General features: G+C 46.5%; 24 protein-coding genes. 17 read left to right on the top strand and 7 right to left on the bottom strand.

Translation table 11 applies throughout. The annotated features are described in order from the left end of the window. Window positions 1-5: 5 nt before the first annotated feature. A complete protein-coding gene (locus ACZ52Z_RS08605) occupies window positions 6-716 on the bottom strand; it encodes a pirin family protein (RefSeq protein ID WP_464270326.1) in 711 nt (236 codons plus the stop codon). 77 nt (window positions 717-793) lie between these two features. Next, window positions 794-1,228 (bottom strand): MarR family winged helix-turn-helix transcriptional regulator, encoded by a 435-nt coding sequence (locus ACZ52Z_RS08600; protein WP_464270325.1) that lies wholly within the window; start codon window positions 1,226-1,228, stop codon window positions 794-796. Window positions 1,229-1,431: 203 nt separating this feature from the next. On the opposite strand from ACZ52Z_RS08600, the gene ACZ52Z_RS08595 reads away from it, so the two are divergent. After that, entirely contained in the window at window positions 1,432-1,584 is a 153-nt protein-coding gene (locus ACZ52Z_RS08595; protein ID WP_464270324.1) for a hypothetical protein, read from the top strand. Window positions 1,585-1,618: 34 nt separating this feature from the next. Here ACZ52Z_RS08595 and ACZ52Z_RS08590 read toward each other — a convergent pair whose 3' ends face one another. The 5 genes from ACZ52Z_RS08590 to ACZ52Z_RS08570 form a co-directional block, all read right to left on the bottom strand. Next, complete coding sequence (locus ACZ52Z_RS08590) at window positions 1,619-2,188, bottom strand: flavodoxin family protein (protein ID WP_464270323.1); 570 nt, start codon at window positions 2,186-2,188, stop codon at window positions 1,619-1,621. Window positions 2,189-2,196: 8 nt separating this feature from the next. Next, window positions 2,197-2,406, bottom strand: coding sequence for a 4-oxalocrotonate tautomerase DmpI (gene dmpI / locus ACZ52Z_RS08585; protein WP_464270322.1), 210 nt, complete (start codon window positions 2,404-2,406; stop codon window positions 2,197-2,199). Between the two features lie 62 nt (window positions 2,407-2,468). Continuing rightward, window positions 2,469-3,044 carry a flavin reductase family protein gene (locus tag ACZ52Z_RS08580; RefSeq protein WP_464270321.1) on the bottom strand — a complete coding sequence of 192 codons (576 nt, stop codon included), beginning with the start codon at window positions 3,042-3,044 and terminating at the stop codon, window positions 2,469-2,471. Window positions 3,045-3,129: 85 nt separating this feature from the next. Continuing rightward, window positions 3,130-3,804: a flavin reductase family protein gene (locus tag ACZ52Z_RS08575; protein WP_464270320.1), complete on the bottom strand. Its 675-nt coding sequence runs from the start codon at window positions 3,802-3,804 to the stop codon at window positions 3,130-3,132. Window positions 3,805-3,831: 27 nt separating this feature from the next. Next, window positions 3,832-4,266 carry a MarR family winged helix-turn-helix transcriptional regulator gene (locus tag ACZ52Z_RS08570; protein WP_464270319.1) on the bottom strand — a complete coding sequence of 145 codons (435 nt, stop codon included), beginning with the start codon at window positions 4,264-4,266 and terminating at the stop codon, window positions 3,832-3,834. A gap of 143 nt (window positions 4,267-4,409) precedes the next feature. Between ACZ52Z_RS08570 and ACZ52Z_RS08565 the strand changes: the two genes are divergently transcribed. The 16 genes from ACZ52Z_RS08565 to ACZ52Z_RS08490 all read left to right on the top strand — a co-directional run bounded on the left by ACZ52Z_RS08565 (window position 4,410) and on the right by ACZ52Z_RS08490 (window position 21,136). Further along, entirely contained in the window at window positions 4,410-4,910 is a 501-nt protein-coding gene (locus ACZ52Z_RS08565; RefSeq protein ID WP_464270318.1) for a DMT family transporter, read from the top strand. 131 nt (window positions 4,911-5,041) lie between these two features. After that, window positions 5,042-5,371 carry an ArsR/SmtB family transcription factor gene (locus ACZ52Z_RS08560; RefSeq protein WP_464270317.1) on the top strand — a complete coding sequence of 110 codons (330 nt, stop codon included), beginning with the start codon at window positions 5,042-5,044 and terminating at the stop codon, window positions 5,369-5,371. Between the two features lie 295 nt (window positions 5,372-5,666). Continuing rightward, window positions 5,667-6,188 (top strand): rubrerythrin family protein, encoded by a 522-nt coding sequence (locus ACZ52Z_RS08555; RefSeq protein ID WP_464270316.1) that lies wholly within the window; start codon window positions 5,667-5,669, stop codon window positions 6,186-6,188. 8 nt (window positions 6,189-6,196) lie between these two features. Beyond that, the gene (locus tag ACZ52Z_RS08550; RefSeq protein ID WP_464270315.1) at window positions 6,197-7,612 is read left to right on the top strand and encodes a glutamate synthase-related protein; all 1,416 of its coding nucleotides are present in this window, start codon (window positions 6,197-6,199) and stop codon (window positions 7,610-7,612) included. A 271-nt stretch (window positions 7,613-7,883) separates the two neighbouring features. Beyond that, window positions 7,884-9,032, top strand: a complete 1,149-nt coding sequence (locus ACZ52Z_RS08545) for a serine hydrolase domain-containing protein (RefSeq protein WP_464270314.1) — start codon at window positions 7,884-7,886, stop codon at window positions 9,030-9,032. A gap of 560 nt (window positions 9,033-9,592) precedes the next feature. After that, window positions 9,593-10,249 (top strand): cobalamin B12-binding domain-containing protein, encoded by a 657-nt coding sequence (locus ACZ52Z_RS08540; protein WP_464270313.1) that lies wholly within the window; start codon window positions 9,593-9,595, stop codon window positions 10,247-10,249. Between the two features lie 6 nt (window positions 10,250-10,255). Further along, window positions 10,256-11,278: a uroporphyrinogen decarboxylase family protein gene (locus ACZ52Z_RS08535; protein WP_464270312.1), complete on the top strand. Its 1,023-nt coding sequence runs from the start codon at window positions 10,256-10,258 to the stop codon at window positions 11,276-11,278. Further along, entirely contained in the window at window positions 11,275-11,871 is a 597-nt protein-coding gene (locus ACZ52Z_RS08530) for a DUF1638 domain-containing protein (RefSeq protein ID WP_464270311.1), read from the top strand. The genes ACZ52Z_RS08535 and ACZ52Z_RS08530 overlap by 4 nt, the downstream gene beginning before the upstream one ends. Beyond that, the gene (locus ACZ52Z_RS08525) at window positions 11,861-14,662 is read left to right on the top strand and encodes a PAS domain-containing hybrid sensor histidine kinase/response regulator (RefSeq protein ID WP_464270310.1); all 2,802 of its coding nucleotides are present in this window, start codon (window positions 11,861-11,863) and stop codon (window positions 14,660-14,662) included. Before ACZ52Z_RS08530 ends, ACZ52Z_RS08525 begins: the two co-directional genes overlap by 11 nt. Window positions 14,663-14,939: 277 nt before the next feature. Then, window positions 14,940-15,572 carry a trimeric intracellular cation channel family protein gene (locus ACZ52Z_RS08520; protein WP_464270309.1) on the top strand — a complete coding sequence of 211 codons (633 nt, stop codon included), beginning with the start codon at window positions 14,940-14,942 and terminating at the stop codon, window positions 15,570-15,572. A gap of 66 nt (window positions 15,573-15,638) precedes the next feature. Then, complete coding sequence (locus ACZ52Z_RS08515; protein WP_464270308.1) at window positions 15,639-16,424, top strand: PhzF family phenazine biosynthesis protein; 786 nt, start codon at window positions 15,639-15,641, stop codon at window positions 16,422-16,424. Window positions 16,425-16,740: 316 nt separating this feature from the next. After that, window positions 16,741-17,424 carry a DUF1847 domain-containing protein gene (locus ACZ52Z_RS08510; protein WP_464270307.1) on the top strand — a complete coding sequence of 228 codons (684 nt, stop codon included), beginning with the start codon at window positions 16,741-16,743 and terminating at the stop codon, window positions 17,422-17,424. A 128-nt stretch (window positions 17,425-17,552) separates the two neighbouring features. Next, window positions 17,553-19,106: an acyl-CoA carboxylase subunit beta gene (locus ACZ52Z_RS08505; RefSeq protein ID WP_464270306.1), complete on the top strand. Its 1,554-nt coding sequence runs from the start codon at window positions 17,553-17,555 to the stop codon at window positions 19,104-19,106. Between the two features lie 11 nt (window positions 19,107-19,117). Next, the gene (locus ACZ52Z_RS08500; RefSeq protein WP_464270305.1) at window positions 19,118-19,474 is read left to right on the top strand and encodes an OadG family transporter subunit; all 357 of its coding nucleotides are present in this window, start codon (window positions 19,118-19,120) and stop codon (window positions 19,472-19,474) included. A 99-nt stretch (window positions 19,475-19,573) separates the two neighbouring features. After that, window positions 19,574-19,963: an acyl-CoA carboxylase biotin carboxyl carrier protein subunit gene (locus ACZ52Z_RS08495; RefSeq protein ID WP_464270304.1), complete on the top strand. Its 390-nt coding sequence runs from the start codon at window positions 19,574-19,576 to the stop codon at window positions 19,961-19,963. Between the two features lie 21 nt (window positions 19,964-19,984). Then, window positions 19,985-21,136, top strand: coding sequence for a sodium ion-translocating decarboxylase subunit beta (locus tag ACZ52Z_RS08490; protein WP_464270303.1), 1,152 nt, complete (start codon window positions 19,985-19,987; stop codon window positions 21,134-21,136). Window positions 21,137-21,388 lie beyond the last annotated feature (252 nt).

Genomic DNA, 21,388 nt, shown 5'->3' with positions numbered 1-21,388 from the left:
TAGTATTAGGTTAATGGGACTTCGATTACCAGGATTTGGGTGTTGGTTTCTGCCTGGAGAGTGTGGTTTTCAGCTTCTGTCAGCCCCAGTCCATCACGTCGATGAACACTGTTTCCATCTATAGATGCATCACCTTTGATAACAAAGAAGTAGGAACCATTTTCTTTCTTCTTTTTGTCGTAGACGACCTCTTGTCCGGCGACAATATCAGCACGCGAAAACCAGGCATCCTGATTGATCCGAACTGTTTCATCAGAGGCCTGTGGTGAAACGAGCAGCTGAAACCTGTTTTTTCTTTGGTTGGCATCAAAAAATTTTTGGTCATACCTGGGGGTGATGTTTCTTTCTTTGGGCAACACCCATATCTGGAGAAAGTTTACATCTTGAGTAGAGGAGTTGTTGTATTCTGAATGAGTTATACCGCTGCCAGCCGACATGATCTGGACCTCGCCGGCAGAGATAATGTGCTTATTGCCCATGCTGTCCTGGTGACGTAACGAGCCGGATAGAGGAATGGAAACTATTTCCATGTTGTCATGCGGGTGAGTGCCAAATCCCTTTGAAGGTTGGACAATGTCGTCGTTGAGTACTCTGAGTTGCCCGAAGTTTATCCGGTCCGGATCGTAGTAATTCGCAAAGCTGAAGGTATGCCTGCTTACAAGCCAACCGTGATCGGCCAAACCCCTTGAGTTGTTTTTATGATACGTTACGTTCATGTATTGCTCCTTTGAGCCAAAGGGTGATTGAATGGATCTTTTGTTTCGATGTCGAAATAAAAGGGTAAGTGAAATATCTATTTGAATTTTCTCAGTAATTTTTCCAGGGTGTTTTTGTCTTGATCATTAAGAAACTCCAATTCCCTTGTCACGATCTGCGCGTGCCTCGGAAACACTCGTGATATGAGCTCTGTGCCAGATGCTGTAAGGTTAACTGTCACTCTGCGTCTATCTTCGCTTGCCCTTACTCTGACCACCAATGCCTTCTTTTCCAGGGTGTCCACAACTGTTGTGAGATTTGCATTGCTCTTCAAAATTTTTTCCCCCAGTTCGCTTTGAGAAAGTGGACCAAGGTGGTAAAGCGCCTCAAGTACGCCAAATTGACTGACGGTCAGATTGTCTTCTTTCAAATGCTCATGAATCCTGTTTGCTGCCTTATTGGTAGCACGCATGAGCTTGACAAAGACGTTCAAAGCCTGGCGTTGTTGATCTGGTAGTTCTTTGTATTTCAATGCATACCTTTATTTGTTTTGATATCTAAATGTTTAATGTCAAATTATTCACTCCGGTGTATATGTCAAGTCGTGAATTGTTTTTTCACTGTCCATGATCGATGGGTACTACGCGGGGGTATGGCAGGTTGTTGCTGTAATGGGGCAGAGCAGCGTTGATGGGGGCGTTGCAGGAACCGATCACCATTCCCTAGGTAGAAATTATGGTAAAAGAACTCATCCTCAAAGGGAAGTTCATGTATCCGAAAACTGCGGCCAGGGATATGGTACGATTTATCCAGGCAGGTCTCATTGATTTAGATTTACTTGATATTACAGGCTTTGCGCTGGAAAATGCTGCTTTATTTGAGGGTTGAGGAGAAAAGAGGGCATATATCACGTATCCGTTTGCTACTCTTCTTTGTGCAGCAGCTTTTCTGCACTTTTTCGTGCGTTCTCTTTTATCTCTGGTTGGCCATGTATATCATCGACGGCCGGAAGCCCGCCTGCAATCAGGGGTGGTTGCGTCTTGAATCCCAAAAAGGAGAACATGGCGTTCACGTAATTGAAGTATTGTTCAAATTTGGTGATGTCCGGTTGTCCCTGGGTGTAGATTGTCAGCAGTTTCTGGCCGTCGAGAAGCGAGGTATAATCTGATCTGAGCGGTGGCATCAAACGGTCTGTAAAAAGTTTTGCCTGAGCACTCATTTGCCACATATAGACAGGTGAGGCGAGAACCACTCCGTCTGCCGAGAGGATGTCATCTAGAATCCCATGCATATCGTCTTTAAGAATGCAGCTGCCCTCATTGAACGGCTCTTTCCATTTGTAGCAGCCTTGGCACCCCTTGATATTTAAGCGGTTCAGGTCATGCTTGACTGTCTCCGCACCATTTTCTGCGGCATATTCGAGGACTTCATCGAGGAGTTGTGCGGTATTGCCCTTTACTCTGGGGCTTCCATTCATCCCGATTATCTTCATTGTGCATCTCACCCGGCTGTATTCTGCATGCGGGCTGTTATTGCAGAAACTGTTTCGCCGCTCACACCAAGATTGTCCTCACTCAATTCCTGAATAACCACTGTGAAAAAATGGGGTGGAATCTGGGTTATCTCAACTGCCGTAGCAGTGAGTTTTTCTATCAGTTCTTTCTTTTTTTCCTTGCTGAGATTCGACCCTTGATAGTTGATTACAGGCATTACCTCTTTCTCCCTGGTATATTTTTTCTGTGTCCTGAATCCGTCACGGATTCAGGTGTATTTTATCTTTTCAGTGCCTTCCCATCTCGCCACGGTTTGCCCGTGCGCTTGCCGATGGACCAATAATCAATTTTCATAAAATCGAAGAGCAAAGGGTCTATCTTGGCCAGATCCGGTTTACCATCCGTCAGACAGGTTTCATCAATATAGGTGTTGACGAGTTCGCCAATAAACACCTCATGCTCCCCGACCTGAACAGTTTGGGAAAGTTTTAACTCCATCGATACAGGGCAGGTGGCGATTAACGGTGCATGATTCAAGCTGCCGCGCTCAACCGGGAAGAGTTGGCTCTTATCAACCTTTTCTCCGGAGACCAGTCCTGTATAGTCGGTAATCTCGAGCATTGCCTGGGAGGGGATGTTGATGCTGAATTCCCCATGCTCATGAATGCCCTTGTTTGTATGATGCGAAGGGTGCAGCCCTATGGAAAGATATTGTGAAAAATCACCATAGCCGTGATTCATAATCCCCACGTGGGCTATAGTGATCCAGTTTGGTTTACCCTCCACCTCAGCACCGACAATGGTTGTAAGTGATGGGTAGAGAGCGTTTTTGTCGCCAATCGCTATACGGTTCATGGGATATGTATTCTCACTTGGTAAGTTGTGCATGCAAGCATGCGGAAAATTAAAGCATAGGGCTGAATTGCCGATTTTTTTCTAATCAGGTCTTTAGCAACGCTTTTCCAGCGTTCCAGGCATCACCTATTTTCTTGCCCATAGCCCAGAATTGATTGTCCGGCATGGTTAACATGAATGGCTGAATAGTGGTCATATCGGGCTTACCCGCAATCAGGCAGGAGTCCTCGCACCAGGATTCTACCAGTTCGCCAATGAATACAGTATTTGTCGGTAGATCCACGGTGGTATGGAGTTTACACGCAAGCGTTAGAGGACATTCCTGAATCATTGGCGCTGAATTTAATGCTCCGTAGAACAGGTTGAATAACTGTGATTTGTCCGTCTTTTTTGCGGAAACAAGCCCAGTATAGTCTGTAATTTCGACCAGTTTGGTGGAGGGTAAAGAAAGACTGAATTCACCGGATTTTAAGATTGCCTCGTGTGTTGCGTGTCCTTTGTTGACGGCAATGGCAAAAAGGGCAGGCTGGAAATTGACCCTTGTCACCCACGCAAGGGCCATAAAGGTTGCTTTCCCCTCACGCATAGCACCGAGAATCATCTGCGAGGTAGGGACATTAAAAAGTGTATGTTTGAATTGTGACTTGCTCATTGCTTCTCTCTCTTGACGTGTTTCCGATGTAACTTTCCAGGGCGGCAACAAGGTACCTGCTCGTCTTGAGCGTTGATTTAGCGGCGCACAGTATAGTTTGTTGTGCATGCAACTATCATGTTGAAATATTTACAGCTATTCTTGCTGCAGCTTTTTGCTTGCTTCCAGGCAAAGACGAGTCAGTTCTTTTCCTTTCTCCTGACCGAGAATTTTGCTGTAGCGCTCGTAGAGATTTTTCCAAACTTCCAGTATACTCGCCCGTAGATGAATTCCCTTGTCAGTAGGATGGATATAGGTAGAACGTCCTTGCACGTCTTTTTTTATGAGTCCTCTTTTCACCAGGGCATCAATGAAGCGGGAGACAGTTGATGGGGCCATGTTCATCCCTGTGGAGATTTCTTTTTGAGAAATACCCGGGGAATCGAGAGCCATGAGCATTAAAAAAGCATAGGACGGTGTCATGCCAATACTTGCAAATTCTTCCTCTCCCATTCTCGTGATGTCACGGGCAAGTGAATTAGCTGTGAAAAAAAGACAGCAATCGAGTGGAGTTGTTTTGTTACATTCCATAGTGGTCGCTCCTTAGTTGCACATACAAATAACCTGTGACTGAGATATGTCAACTATTTTTTCAGCACAGGGTGTTGGAGGAGCATCTCACAAGCCAGAGGCGCCAAACATCTTTATTTAGCCAGTGGAATGGCCTCTTTCCATTGGCTATTCTCCTCCGCAACCGCAGCGGAATACAAGGAGAGACAGATTTAACTGCAATGAAATTTATATTCATTTTACTGGCAATAGTATCGGGAGCAGCTTTACCCATACAAGCTGCATTGAATGGAAAAATGGGAAAGGTGGTAGGAGACCCTGTTTATGCTGCACTCATTTCTTTTGTGGTCGGCTCATTTGGTCTACTGATATATGTATTGGCAATGAAAACAGACCTATCGACCATCGCACATGCCGGAAATGTTCATTGGAGCGTTTGGATGGCAGGTATCCTCGGTGCTTTTTATGTTACCTGCGTAATCATATTAGCCCCAAAACTTGGTGTCGCGTTGACTTTTGGGTTGGTGGTAGCAGGTCAATTAAGCATATCCATCATCATAGATCATTATGGATTGCTTAATATCCCTGTACATGCCATGAACTGGCAAAGAATTGCCGGGATATCATTAATCATAGCAGGCGTTATGCTCATTAGAAAATTTTAGCTGATCAGGAGCATATTATCCTTCAGCCCTCGTCGTACAAGGCGGTAGTGTTTCGGCTTGAGTGCAGCCGTTTACTTTATTCCTATTTTTCTGCCTTGACCAGGGGCTTTAACAAAGGGTATGTTCGAAGAATGTCGAACGCTATTCCAGCTCCTAAAATTAAAGAGGCTAAAGATGTCGCGGTACTCATGAAGGCACTGTCGAACCCCTATCGGCTTCTTATTTATAAAACACTTGTTGAATATCATGGTGAAAGAGTAGCAGGAGCTCCGGACAAGCAGATACAAGAGTGTCAGCGATCCTTTGCTGAAAGACTTGGGATTGCCGCTTCAACACTTAATCATCATTATAAAGAATTACGACAAGCTGGTCTTATCCATATGGAGCGTAGGGGGAAAAATGTTGCGCTTTGGATAGACCAGGACGCTTTACGTAGGGTGCAGGATTTTTTTTCGGTGTAGTGTTTTTTGTCTTAATGGTTCGAAATGTGTCGAACAATGTAACAATCAAGGAGATGCGAATGTACGCGTTAGCAATCAACGGCAGATTGTAGAGGCTTGAATAGTAGGGCGCGGCATTTCTTGCCAATGTAGCATAATATTCGTATCATACGATTAATTATCTGGTCATAATAACCGTAAAAAACAAAGAAGTTCAGCCTCAATAAAGTGAAGCAATTGAGCTGTTATTTCATTTGATATTATACGATTATTCGAAAACCATCTTCCCTGGAGGTTACCATAAGGAGGTAGTCTTATGAGCAAAACAGAGCAAAACCTGAAGGAAGCTTTTGCCGGTGAATCGCTTGCCCGCAACCGTTACTCCTACTATGCAGAAATGGCCAACAGAGATGGATATCGATATATAGCTAAGATATTCGAAGAAATTGCAGAAAATGAAAAATATCATGCTATTGAAGAGCTCAAGCTCCTCTTAGGCAAACGGGATACTTTGACAAACCTGAGGGAGGCTGTTCAGGGTGAGAAATATGAATCGGAGGAAATGTACCCCAGATTTGCCACCGAAGCTGAGATTGAAGATAATCGGGCAGCCACTGTTTTGTTCACTCAGATTTCCAAAATTGAAAAAGAGCACTACGAACGCTTTCAAAAGCTCCTTGAAATAGTGGAATCCGGCAAAGTGTTTAAGCGTGATAGTCCAATAAAGTGGAAATGTAGCATCTGCGGCTATACTCACGATGGTCTGGAGCCGCCAAAACGTTGTCCTTACTGTAAGCGTCCGCAGGAATACTACGAACCTGCTAATCTGGATGTGTAGGAGGAGTTATGGCAAAATACATTTGCGATGTCTGTGAATATATCCATGATGAAGAAGTAACGGGCGAAAAATGGGATCAACTGCCGGAGGACTGGGTATGCCCGATCTGTGACTCACCTAAAGATTATTTCACGAAAATAGCAGAGGGAGATACTGTCCAGACACCTACAGAAAGCCCCTCAGAAAAGGCTGAGGAAACGACTGTCCCTGTAGATCTTCAAAAAACCATGGCCTCTGCAGAACCATATTTCTCGGACATTCAGGCAATTGCTCGGTCCAGCGATACAATGAATGAACCCATGCGCACCAAAGAACCTGTCATTTCATGGGATGAGGTTCTCTTTAAAGGTGCACAGCTTGCCAGGGTACCGTTAAATCAAGAGGATCCGGTAAACACTACAACCGTTATCGGACCGAAAGCTGACAAGCCGCTGGTTATTGAAACACCTATATACATTTCGCACATGTCCTTTGGCGCTTTGTCAAAGCAGGCGAAGACCGCCTTGGCAAAAGGGAGTGCGGCTCTCGGTACGTTAATTGGTTCAGGTGAAGGAGGTATACTGCCGGAAGAGTTTGATGCCGCTTATCGCTATATCTTTGAATATGTTCCCAACCTCTATAGTGTCAGCGATGATAATCTGAAAAAAGTGGATGCCATCGAAATGAAGATAGGGCAGTCGGCGAAGCCCGGATTAGGTGGGCATTTACCGGGGAAGAAGGTGACAGCTGAAATTGCTCATATTAGGGGGAAAAAAGAGGGCGAGGATATTGTCAGTCCTTCTCACTTTAAAGATATTCGAACCAAAGAGGATCTTAAAAGTAGAGTGGACTGGCTGAGGGAAAAGTCTGAAGGCAGACCTATAGGGATTAAACTGGCAGCAGGTGATATTGAGGCTGACTTGGAGTTTGCGGTTTATGCAAAGCCTGATTTTATAACCATTGACGGTAGAGCGGGATCAACTGGGGCTGCCCCTAAGTTTGTCAAAGCAAGTACCTCCATCCCTAGTTTGTTTGCTCTTCACCGGGCAAGGAAATATTTGGATGAGAACAACGCCGAAGATATCAGTCTGATCATTACCGGAGGGTTACGGATATCCTCCGATTTTGCAAAGGCATTGGCAATGGGAGCGGATGCAGTAGCAATAAGTACTGCTGCTCTAATCGCCATTGGTTGTGGTCAATATAGGGTATGTAATACTGGTAAATGTCCGGCAGGAATAGCCACTCAGGATCCTGAATTATGTAGGCGGTTGGATGTCGATCAGGCCGCAGGATGGCTTGAAAACTTTTTACGAGTTTCTACAGAGGAACTGAAAAGTTTTGCCCGTTTAACTGGAAATGATGATGTGCATAAACTTTCCGTTCGTGATTTATGCACGACCAATTCAGAGATATCTAACTATACTGCGATTGAACATGTTTGAATATGAGTAGGATAGGACTAGCAATAATTGCAACATGCTCCGAAGTAGATTGAAGGGCAATGGAATGCAAGTGTTGATGACCCTATTCTATTTATCTTATTCATTCAATTAGTGATACAAAACCGCTTAGGTGAAATGGAAGCCACTTTCCTTTTTGCTGGCTATATTAATATTATAATAGCTTGTTTCCATCATGTTTGTTCAATATGTTCAGTCTGTTCGGAAGGGTTGGGGCCGCTCATTAATCTTCAAATCACAAGGAAAATTTGAAATGGGTAATAAGCCCTCTGTCCTTGTAAGCATCCTATTTGTTTTCTTTTTTTGTGCCTTTTCCGAGTCATACGGACAAAACGAATTGAAACAGAAGATCATCACTCTTGCCGACGAGAAATTCGCTGCCGCAAGAAACTATAGTGACCAAACTCCAGGTCTACTTGTTGGTGTATGGAGCGGCAGTCAATCCCTGAATCTGACCTATGCTCTTGGGCTAGCCAATACCGAGACAGATGAAGTGCTGACTAAAGAACACAGTTTCAAAATCGCCAGCGTAACAAAATCAATGGTCACCACCGTGATCGCCCAATACATGGATGAGGGGTTGCTGACCTTTGACACCCCTCTCTCCACATATTATCCAACACTCAAGCAGGCCCAAGATATAACCATCCGGATGCTGGGCGATATGACGAGCGGTTATTACGACTACCTCTCAGGCGAATATGAAGAATTGTTCGACAATACACCAAACCTTACTGCCACAGCGCAGGAATTGATAGATGAAGGCCTGCGGCATGCTATGCATTACCACCCGGGAAACGGCATGAATTACAGCAACACCAACACCGTTATTCTCGGTCAGATTATCGAAAAAATTAGCGGCCAGCCTTTGGAAACCCAGTTGAAAGCACGTTTATTCACCCCACTAGGCATGTCCCGTTCAGGTGCCCCGGCATCAGGCAGTTATATGCCAGCGCCCAATGCACACAGCTACCACCCCGATACGTCTGAAGATTGGACGAATAAGATGGATTACTCGCCGGAATATGCTTGCGGAAACGCTTACTCTGTATTGAGTGATTTGAAAATATGGGCCAAGGCACTGGCTACCGGCAGTATGACCACACCAGAAACACATCAGAAGCGATTAGTCAAAGGTCGTCCTTTTCCTGAAGCCCCAAACTACATCTATCATTTCGGTCTGATCGATTATAACGGTTTTCTGGGACATAGTGGTGATACTGACTATTACCAGACAGAAGCTTACCACCACCCTGAAAAGGATATCACCATCATCGTCCTTTCCAACAGCAGTCTCACCGGGTTTACTGGCGACCTCTTTAGAAATATTGTGAAACTGCTTGAAAATCGCTTATCCAAGGCTGCTATAGTACCAGTCCTGGATTTTTTACCGAGAGGATAGAATCTGCCATACTCACAACTGGCAAAGGAACTCACTAAATCCGGGCAATGTAAATATGTCGAAACAGTACCACTGAAAAATGTTTCCCCATCCACTCTGCCCCCTGCGTTCAACGCGTATCATGGCGTATAAACCAATGAGGAAGCTAATTTACGACAGCGCCAACCATAGGAGATACACTACACCATGAAAATTGCTCAAGCCGTCGATTTCCACCTTCAGTGCCAACGGGCTAATTCCAAAAAAAACACCGTCAAAACCTGTGAGTTCATTCTTTTAAAGTTTTCTACCAGATTTGATCACCGGTATTGAGCAGGGTGTTGAAAAGCTCTCCAAAACGTTTTCCTTCACAGCAAAGCAAATAATTTTGCTTGCGTAGTTCCCTGGATCTAGGTTAGCGGAATCCGCTAAATTTGTATTTTCTGATTTCAAGGTTCTTGTTTTTTCAACAGCCTGATAGAGATAAGGGGAAAACAGTGGCCAACGCAGTCAATCTTGACTCACCATTAATCCATATGATACTAAAAATAATGAAAATCATTAGGTTTACCCTATAAATTATGCCTTTGTACATGAACATAGAAAACACTCGCAAAAAATTACTTCACGCTATTCTTCATGGTAACCGTCAGGAGGCGATGGCCCTTCTTGAAGAGCGAGCCGCCTGTTCTGATTGGCGGGAAGTAATAAGTATCCTGCTCGAACCCACTCTGGAGGCGATCGGTACACTCTGGACTGCGGAAAAGATTAGTCTGGCCGCAGGCTATATGGCTGGTAAAATTGCTGAAGATGTGTTGATAAAAGCTGCTGAATCTGAAGAAAGCGTGCCAGAGACTAAGGGGCCGGTTGTGCTTGGTAATGTCGAGGACGATTTTCATTCCCTGGGCCGAAAGTTGGTAGGAATTTTCCTGAAGACCAGCGGGTGGAAAGTCATCGACCTCGGAAACGATGTGTCACCCGAAACCTTTGTCGATGTCGCTGTGAAGAACGGGGCGAAAGTCATCGGAGTATCGGCCATGATGCTCACCACTGCTGAGAATATTGTTGCCATCCGCCAGGAGATTGATCGGCGAGGGTATGCCGGAAAAATCAAACTGGCGGTTGGTGGCGCGGTTTTTAGAATAAGGCCAGAGCTGGTGAAGGAAGTGGGAGGCGACGGCACCGCTGCAAACGCTGTGGATGTTCCAAGGCTTATGCGCCAATTATCAGTGACTTAAAGAACTATGAACTCCATGGAAAAGGTGTTGAGTGCTCTACAGGGGAAGCCCCAACAACGGCGCCCCTTCACTCTCACCCTGAGCCTGTACGGCGCACGACTTACCGGTTGCCCCCTAGTCGACTATTATCGCCGACCACATTGTTATGCCAAAGGCCAAGACGAGGTCATGGCACTTTGTCGCCCTGATATCCTTTTTACTCCATTCAGTTTGAGCCTGGAAGCCGAAGCCTTTGGAAGCGAACTGAAGTTTTTGCCGAATAATCCACCTAACGTTCGAAAGCCCGCCTATCGTTCCGCTGATGCGCTTATCAATCAGCAAAGTCCTGATATCGACAGCCACCCAACCCTCCGATACCTCAGGGAAAGTACCGCACTCCTCTCCAACAAATACCACGGCACCGTCCCAATCTGCGCACTGCTCACCGCCGCTGTCGATCTGCCGGCAATTATTCTTGGTATTGATCAGTGGTTGGAAACGTTGCTTTTTGAGCCGGATAAAGCAACACGCATCCTCAAGAAAACAACCGCTCACTTCATCGCCATGGCCAATGCTCTTCTGGCGGACGGTGCTGATTTTATCGGTGTACCGACGATGTTTACCAATCCTCGGATTTTGTACCCGTACCTTATTGAAGAGACCATCCTGCCGGCCTTGGTTACTTCTTTCCGTTCAGTAGAAGGCCCGATTATTTTACATCACGGAGGGAACCCCATGGTGCCGAATCTCAAAGAGTGCGCCGAGCTGCCCAACGTTGCCGGTTTTGCAGTCGATCATCGGGATTCTCTTGCCAAAGGCCGAACCATTCTTGGTCCGGAACGGGTCATCCTCGGTAACCTCAATGGTCTCAGCTTTCCGCACCTCACACCGAAAAAGATTCTCGAAAATGTCCATCGCATACTTGAAGATCGTAAAGATGACCCATACTTTGTCTTTGCAACCGCCAATGCTGATATTCCGTTCGATACGCCACCTGAAATTATCCAGGCCGTTTCCTTGGAAATACGTAAGTTCAACATGCCGATATGAAGCCTCTTACCGTAATTTGCTGCTCGGTCCTCCGTCGGGAAATTGAAGACCTGCTCTCAGAGGAATACCCGGAGGCTGAGTTGGTTTTTCTCGACTCCATGCTCCATATGCACCCTCAAAAGATGCGTGAAGCCATCGACAAAGAGGTCGAAGCCAGACCAGAGAGACGTTGTCTCTTAGTATATGGAGACTGCCATGCACATATGCGTGAAACTGCAAAGGGACCACGTTGTACAAAGGTGAACGGTGTCAACTGTGGTCACCTGCTTCTCGGCACTGAAGAGTACCGCGCCTGTCGTAATTCCAAAATCTTTCTCTTTCTGCCGGAGTGGACAGAACGGTGGCATGAAGTTTTTGAAAAAGAGCTGGGATTTACAGATCGAGAGTTGGCACGGGAGTTTATGCACGAGAACCAGCGAAAACTTCTCTATCTCGATACCGGCTTAGTTCCAGTCCCCCAAGATACACTCGATAACATCGCCGATTATTTCGATATGCCGATAGATGTTCTTCCTGTTACTTTAGAACGACTCCGGCAAGCTGTGAAAGAAGCCGTTGATACTATGGTTCGAGGAGATGTTGATGAATCCTGACTGGCCACTTTTTATTCTTAAAAACGACCTTATCAAAAACATTCTGGCATATGCCTCGGATGTTACCACGTGCGGTAAGCATATTACCCACCAGATTAGGGAGATTATCGGGGCACGGGTTGTCGCCCTGATGGGACTGGACCATAACGGCAATTACCTTTTGCTGGCAACTTGTCCAGAAAGAAAACGTGCCATTTTCAACTTGGAGGAAATGACACAGTTGCTGGACTCCACTGACCAGCTTGTGAATGCGACCTTTATAGAAAGAGATAAGGGAGAAGCGGGTAAATGTCTGACTAAATTAGATATGCAACAGTCGTTTGCCGTCCCGCTGCAGGCAGGAGGTGAGCGAGTTGGTCTTTTGTTGCTCCTAGATCTCATGGATGACTCCGGCTCCCGGAAAATTCTTGAAACCCTCCAGGATATTTCTGGCGTTTTGTCATTGGTTCTCAAAAACTCCTATCTTTATCGAAATATGGAAGAACTTGTCGATAAAAGAACAAAGGAGTTACGGGAAAGCGAGATGCGTTCCCAAAGCATTCTGCAAACAGCAATGGATGGTTTCTGGTGTGTAAGTGAGGACGGTTATCTGATGGAGGTCAATGATGTCTACTGTAGGATGAGCGGATTTGAACCCAGTGAACTGCTCGGCATCGACTTTACCCAGCTCGATACCAGCCAAACACCGGAAGAAATTGCCGGAAAAATGCGCAGAGTTATCGCAGGAGAAAAGCTCCGATTCGAAACTACCCACCGCAAGAAGAATGGTGAAGTTCTGGATTTGGAAATTAATGCCCAACTGCATCCTGGTAGTGAGGTCAAAGAGATCATTGTATTTTTAAGAGATATTACAGAACAAAAACGAACCCATAACGCCCTTAATAAGGCGTTGGCCCATTATCGTGCTTTGATCAACACCATTCCCGATCTTGTATGGCTGAAAGACCTGAATGGCGTCTACCTGAGCTGTAACAGAACATTTGAAAGGTTCTTTGGTGCCAAGGAGCAGGCAATCGTAGGAAAAACCGACTACGATTTTGTCGATATAGATTTAGCAGATTTTTTTCTTGCTCACGACAAGAAGGCCATAGATGCAGGCTGCCCAGTCATCAATGAGGAGTCGGTAACCTTCGCCGAAGATGGTTGCCAATACCTTCTGGAGACTATTAAAGCCCCAGTTTATGATACCAATTGCAACCCTGTAGGTGTTCTCGGGGTTGCCCGGGACATAACAAAGCGAAAACAAACGGAAACTGCCCTAAGAGAGAGTGAAAAGCGTTATAAAAGCGCGCAACGTCTTGGTAAGGTGGGCAACTGGGAATATGATATCACTGGGCAGACCTTCTGGGGATCCGATCAGGCAAAGCGTATCTATGGTTTTAATCTGGATGAGGACGATTTTAGTATAGAAAAAGTTGAAAACTGTATTCCAGATCAAGAGCGGGTGCACCAAGCCTTAGTTGACTTGATCGAGCACGATACCCCGTACAATCTCGAGTTTGAAATCCATCCGGTATCCGGTCCACCATCTCGTATGGTCAGATCGATTGCCGAGGCGAAACGAGATGCGTCCGGCAATCTTTTGAAAATCGAAGGTGTTATTCAAGATATATCCCTGCAAAAACAAGCTGCAGATGAAAAGCTTGAGCTGGAACGGCAATTACGTCAATCTCAGAAAATGGAAGCAGTTGGCCAACTCGCCGGGGGAGTGGCACACGATTTCAACAATATGCTCGGTGTAATTTTAGGCTACTCGGAACTTCTCCTGGAAGAACTAGGGGCAGGCACAAGATTTTCTTCCTCCATCCAGCAGATTCACCAAGCTGCGAGCCACTCAGCCGACATAACCAGGCAACTATTGACCTTTGCACGCAAGCAGACCGTTACGCCCAAGGTTCTCGATATAAATGAGACCATAGAGGGCATGTTAAAAATGCTCAGAAGACTCATCGGTGAAAATATCTCCCTTACCTGGATACCCGGCACAAATCTCTGGCCGGTAAAAATAGACCCGACCCAGATTGACCAAATAATGGCCAACCTTTGCCTCAACGCACGAGACGCCATCGCCGGTATCGGCAAGATCAGCGTGGAAACGAAAAACATAACGTTAGACAAAACGTACAATTGTGCGTCTCCGGAGTTCTTGTCGGGCGATTATGTCAAGATTTCGGTCAGCGATAATGGCTGCGGTATTAAAGAAGACATTCTTCCCCGTATTTTTGAACCTTTCTTCACCACCAAAAAAATCGGAGAGGGAACTGGCCTTGGGCTCGCCACAGTACACGGTGCCGTACACCAAAACAAAGGATTCATTAACGCCTACAGCGAGACGGGAAGGGGAACAACCTTCACCATACACCTGCCACGTCATTTGGAAATTGACAACAAAACTGACCAGAAGCTCGATGAACAAATAGTTGGTGGAAACGAAACCATATTACTGGTGGAAGATGAAACAGCGCTCCTTGAGATGACCGCCGCCATGCTCGGACATCTAGGTTATACCGTCATTAACGCATCTAGTCCCAGCGAGGCTATCGAATTGGCGAAAAATATGAATCAAAAAATTGATCTTCTGCTGACAGACTTGATCATGCCCGAGATGAATGGTCGTGAGCTAGTTAAAAAAATACTCAGCTTGCGGCCAGGAATTCGATATTTTTTCATATCAGGATACACTGCCGATATTATAGCCAACCACGGTGTGTTAGACCAAGGGGTATCCTTTCTTCAAAAACCTTTCTCCATAAGGGAGCTTGCTGCAAAAATTAGAGAAATGTTGGAATAACCGTACTCCATCACCTTGGCCTTAAGGTCTCCTGTACGATAATCGATGACAAAATCAGCCCCTAGCTCTTCATCTGGGGGCCGGCCGCAGGAATTTCCATTTTATATGTCATTTTTTATCTCCTGTGAGTTTATTTCATCCTGCAGTTTTATATGAGTAGATTACGAGACTCGTTGGCTCGATATGGTTTCTATGGTAATGCTGCGATGCTTTTCGGTTGGTATGAAGGCGTACATTATTCTCTAAAACTTTTTTGCCCCTAGAGGAGATATACCAATTGGATGTATTGATCTACTGGATAGGAATGGCTGGCATTGTTGCTTTTGCCATTACAGCTGTGCTCGCTTTGGCCCCCGGAGGAATTGACCTTTTTAGCGCTATTGTCCTTGGAATAATAACAGCCATCGGCGGAGGGACTATAAGAGATTTGATTCTTGATGTACCTGTGTTTTGGGGTTTGGATTTAAACTATATCTGGGTTGCTTTGGCAGCGAGTGTGGCCTCTTTTACGGCACATTCACTATTTTCACGAAGAGAAATATACAGTCTTCTTTTATACGTTGATGGATTTGGCGCAGCATTGTTTGCCATCCAAGCGGTGGACAAAGTATGGGCTCTTGGGTTTGGGCAGCCTCTTGCCCCAATTATTCTGGGGGTCGTTACAGCAATTGGTGGTGGCCTTCTCCGTGACGTCCTTACAGGGCGGCCAACCCTGTTGATGACAAAAGAACTCTATGCAACGCCTGTGTTAACGGGTTGTGTATCCTACGTTGTTATTTTGTATATTTTCCCTGAATACCGATTAGTTTGTGCCGTTGGATGTTGTTTGTTCATATTTGCGATTCGTGCTGCAGCCATATACTGGAGCTTATCTGTTCCTGATTGGCTGGTCACAAAAGTACGGAAGTGAAGAGCCTGAAAGGTCGCCATGGGCAGGATTGAGATCGATAAATGAAGCGTTTTATTATAATTCGTAATGCGCGTGCCAATTTTCCAAGTTGATGCCTTTACCAGCAGGGTGTTTTGTGGCAATCCTGCAGCTGTTTGCATTGTTGAACAATGGTTGACCGACGACATAATGCAAAGCATCGCCGCAGAGAATGGAGTTGCTGAAACCGCATTTCTTAAACCAGTTCAGGATGGATTTGGGATTAGATGGTTTACCCCGGAGATCGAAATGGACTTGTGTGGTCATGCAACGTTGGCCTCTGCGCATGTTGTGGTCAGGCACCTGAACCCTGCATTGCCTTCGGTAATTTTTTATTCGAAAAGCGGGACGTTGAAGGTGAGTGTTGATGGTGAAATGTTCGTCATGGATTTCCCTGCCCGTAAACCAGGCCCGAGCGAAATGCCGCAACTCATAGCGGATGCGATGAAAATCGATCCAATCGAAATTTTACAATCCAGAGATTATGTGTTGGTGTTTGAATCAGAAGAAATCGTTCGCAATCTGCAACCTGATCAAACTTTGCTGAATCAAATAAATCTCGATCCCGGCGGTATCTGTGTCACCTCAAAGGGGGATGAAGTTGATTTTGTATCCCGTTTCTTTACTCCTCAAGCTCACATTTTCGAAGATCCCGTGACTGGTTCTGCCCATTGTTCATTGATTCCATATTGGAGTGAGCGATTGAACAAAAAGTCCATGCACGCGTTGCAACTATCATCAAGAGGCGGTGAACTTATGTGTCAAAACTTGGGAGAGAGGGTCCTGATTTCCGGAAGGGCTGTTACTTATTCCGAAGGGATAATAACCCTGTAGGGTAGCTTTCCAGTTCGTCTGAAGTCAAGAATTGTCATGAGCTATTCCCCTTATCCGGGTTGATGTTTCACTACCTCTCCCAAAGTAAGGTTACGCTTTTTTCTGATAGAATAGTAACTTACCAGCACTTTTAAAGATTGTTTCAAGTTTGCTGGATGTTTTTCTGTTCTCTGGTTAAGATGGAGTGAAAGCCTGGCAGTATAATGCATACCCACATAAGGTGTGTTCTTTCCAAGAAAACCTCTAGTTTCTGCACTCTGAGTGATATCTTTTCCAGACTTAAATCCATTCCTAATATACTTACTCAGGAGGTACCATGTCAGATGTATATCCCCAGTGTGCGGTTTGTCCTTACGACTGGTCTGAGCGTTTTTGCCGAAAGCCAGGCGGTAAAGGTCCCAAAAGTTGTCCCTCAATCCAGATGAGAGACGCTCTCCAACGAGCCAATCAAGCCACGTTGAGTGACGATGTACTCCCTTTTGCCAGCGAAGCTTCCCGTCAGGAGGGTGAAGGGTATGCCAATAGTGAAAAAGGGTATGCTGCAGTTAAACCCTGCAAGCCTCGCATCCAAGAGATTATCGAATTTGCCCGGAGAATGAAGTACAAACGCCTTGGTTTGGCTTTTTGTGTTGGCGTGCGCTCAGAAGCCAAGGTGGTGCATGAGCTGTTTGAATCAGCAGGATTTGAAGTTGTTTCGGTGGTCTGCAAAGCCGGACGTGTTCCAAAGGCTGAACTTGGTTTGCGCCAGGATGAACAAGTTGATGCAACTGTTGAAGACGAAACTATGTGCAATCCGGTATTTCAGGCCGAAGTCACTAACGAATCCGGTGTAGAGTTGAATATCCTTTTAGGATTGTGCGTAGGACATGATTCTCTTTTTATCATGCACGCAAATGCTCCGGTAACTGTCCTTGCGGTAAAAGATCGCGTTTTAGCTCATAATCCTTTGGGGGCAGTATATCAGATAGATGCGTACTACCGTTATCTGAAGAACATATAATCTTGACTTTGCACATCCTGTAAACTCCCTGTACACCCAGATTTAAACGCATTCTTGTATGCTTATGCCGAGCTTGAAGTGGAACGGCACGATCAGAATTATGATAAAACATATAAAGGTTAATATCCATGGCAATTGATCCATCGTTACTGGAGAAACTTGAACGGAGAAGGCAGTTAGCCTTTGAAGGTGGCGGCAAGGCGAAGCTTGCCAAAAGGAAGGAAAAAGGGCTGCTGACAGCCAGGGACCGGCTTGATATCCTGTTTGATGCCAACTCATTTCAGGAGTTTGGCATGCATGCCGAAAGCAGTGCCCGCGGCTTTGGCATGGAAAAGAAAAGACTTCCCGGTGACGGTGTTGTTACCGGCATCGGTTATGTCGATGGCCGACAGGTCGCGGCTTATGCGCAGGATTTCACTGTGAGCGGCGGCTCTCTGGGACACACCCATGCTAAAAAAATCTGTCTGCTTATGGATTATGCGATGAAAGTCGGCATTCCTGTGGTGTGTATAAACGATTCGGGTGGTGCTCGTATCCAGGAAGGGGTGCAGGCGCTCTCGGGTTATGGGCAGATTTTTTTTAGAAATGTCCAGGCTTCTGGTTTGGTGCCACAGATATCGGTGATTGCCGGTTCCTGTGCCGGTGGAGCAGCATACTCGCCAGCGCTGACCGATTTTCTTATCATGACCAGAAAAGATTCCAATATGTTCATCTGCGGGCCGCAGGTAATCCAGAGCGCTACCGGCGAGAAAGCGGAGCTTGAACAGTTTGCCAGTGCAGCGGCCCACGCTTCGGTGAGCGGTAATATTCATCTGGTCGCTGAAGATGATCGACACGCAGTTGAATTATCCAAGGTGCTGCTCTCGTATCTGCCGCTCAACAATATGGATGAACCGCCACATCAGCTCACTGAACAGATCAGCCTTGACGAAAAAGAAGCCTTTAACGAGCTGATTCCAGCAGATCCAAAAATGGCTTTTGATGTCCTCAAGGTCGTTGATTTATTGGTGGACGGGGGCAGCTTTTTTGAAATTATGAAGGACTTTGCCAAAAATCTGGTCATTGGTTTTGCCAGAATCGACGGCATGGTGGTGGGCATTGTTGCCAATCAGCCTGCCTACAAGGTAGGTTGCCTGGATATTGATGCATCTGATAAAGGGGCACGTTTTATTCGTCTATGTAACCTTTACCAGATTCCCATTGTCACTCTGGTGGACGTCCCTGGTTTTATCCCTGGTCTTGCCCAGGAGCAGGGCGGTATCATTCGCCACGGTGCAAAAATGCTTTTTTCCTATGCCGCAGCCACCGTTCCCAAGATTACCCTCATCATGCGTAAAGCGTATGGGGGCGCCTATCTTGCCATGTGCAGCTCAGATTTGGGCGCTGATCTGGTCTATGCCTGGCCCACAGCGGAAATAGCGGTCATGGGAGCAGATGGTGCTGTGCAAATTATTTATGGCAAAGAGCTCAAAGATGCAGAACATCCTGAAGAGTTAATGGCTGAGCTTAACGCCCAGTACCGGGAAGAGTTTGCCTCTCCTTATCAGGCTGCTGAAAATGATCTGATTACAGATGTCATTAATCCTGCTGCAACCAGAGGGATTATTTCCCTTGGTCTGCGCAGCCTCTACTCCAAGCGGGAAACCCGTCCACCCAAAAAGCACGGTAATATCCCGCTGTAAAAGGAACGATTATGGAAAATGTTGCTACAACGCCTGGGTTTGCAGAAGCCGCACCGTATCTATCTGGTTTCCTTTTCGTGTTATTGGTGCTGCTTGTGCTGTGGCTGGTGGTAGACGGTATAGGCTTGTTCTTCCGGGATCAGGAGAAAAAGGCAGCGGCAAAAGCCTTGGCACGGAAGCAAGCTGAACCTGCTGCTCAACCTGTTGATAAGCCGGATCTTCTGCCGGAAGAACATTTGGTTGCCATCACCGCCGCTGTCACCTTAATGCTTGGCAGTCAACACCGACTGGTTTCCATCCGTGATGCCAACGCAAACTGGGGCCGTGAGGGACGGAGACAGCATTTACATTCCCACAGTTTCAGGTAACCGCTCACAGGTTCCCCCAGCATAGACGATAACACTACCGCAGAGTTGCAACCTCGCGGTTTTCAAATTCAGATTTCGAGTACACAGGACAAAGTCATCATGAAGAAAAGAATGCGGATTACCGTTAACGGTCACACCTATGAGGTGGAAGCAGAGATACTTGACGATAATCAAGCTGCTGCACCTGCTTCCTCTGCCGCCGTAGGTGGTGTAGCCGGTGTTGTTGCACCGAAAGCAGCCCCTGCACCAAAGGCAAAAGTTGTGAGTAGCGGAACGCCTGGGCTTGTACCAAGCCCCCTTGCAGGAACCGTTGTCTCCATAGCCAAGACAGAAGGGAGCCAGGTGGCTGCCGGTGACGTGCTCCTGGTGCTGGAAGCAATGAAAATGAACACCGAGGTGACCGCTCCAAGCGCTGGCACTGTAACAACAGTAAGTGTCAGCCAGGGAGAAAGTGTTGAAGAGGGACAGGCGCTCATGACCATCGGTTGATAGGTCAAAGGAAACCTAATTATGGAACAAATACTTGCTACCTTGCAGGCTGGAGGGTTTTCCTTACTTAGCTGGCAGATGTGTTTTATGTGGATCATCGTGGCTGCGCTCCTGTACATGGGAATTGGCAGGCAGTATGAGCCGCTTTTACTGGTACCCATTGCCATGGGTGCGCTGCTGGCTAACCTGCCTATTGAGCACATTATTCTTAAAGCTCCGGTCTATGAGGCGGGGCATCTGGTTGAAGCAGGCGGTCTGTTTTACTATATCCAGCAGGGGGTCAAGCTGGAACTTTTCCCGCCGATCATCTTTTTGGGTGTTGGCGCATTGACCGACTTTGGTCCGCTTATCGCCAATCCCAAGACCCTGATTTTAGGTGCAGCCGCACAGTTCGGAATCTTTGCCACCTTCTTGGGGGCAGCGTCCAGTGGACTTTTTGGGCTGAAAGAAGCTGCTGCCATCGGTATCATCGGGGGAGCAGACGGGCCGACCTCAATCTTTGTTGCCAACAAGCTGGCACCTGATCTCATGGGAGCCATTGCCGTGGCAGCATATTCCTATATGGCACTGGTCCCTGTGATTCAGCCGCCCATTATGCGGCTGCTCACCACCGAGAAGGAACGGTGTATCCGGATGAAATCACTGCGCCAGGTTGGAAGGCTTGAAAAGCTGGTCTTTGCCCTGGTGGTGATGGTATTCTGCCTTGTTTGTGTCCCTGATGCTGCCCCACTTATCTCCATGCTTTTTATTGGTAATATTCTACGCGAATGTGGGGTTACCGAGCGACTCGTGAAAGCTGCTCAGAACGAAATTATTAACATAGTTACCATTTTTCTCGGTTTGACCGTTGGTCTAAAAATGTCTTCAGCCAACTTTCTTGATGCCAAGACCCTTGGCATTTTGGTCCTGGGCATCTTTGCTTTTGGTATTGCCACAGCATCTGGTGTTGTTATGGCCAAACTCATGAACTTGGTCTGGAGAGAAAACAAAATAAACCCTTTGATCGGTTCAGCTGGCGTTTCTGCGGTTCCCATGGCTGCTCGGGTAAGCCATGTAGAAGGGCAGAAGGCGGATAAATCCAATTTCCTGCTCATGCACGCCATGGGACCCAACGTGGCCGGGGTCATCGGTAGTGCCCTTGCTGCTGGGTATTTTATTTCGTCAATGGGTTAGTACCTGAAATCCCTAAATTCAGAGCACGAACCCCGTGCTTGAATGGAAAAAAATGGGTCTGTCCGGAATTCCCGACTGCATTAGGGATGTAACAGCGTTGGGCTTACCCCCCCTGTAGCTTCGTCATCATGGGCTTCAGTCTTACCTGAAAAGCCTGGAATGACGGCAGTGGGCAGTGTGACGGAGTGGAAGGGGGGCTCTCGTAGCATTTGGGCCTGAAGGAGAGGTCACAATTACTGCAATAATTGAGGG

The organism is Desulfogranum aggregans, assembly GCF_055398265.1.
This window is presented reverse-complemented; position numbering and strand designations above follow the sequence as displayed.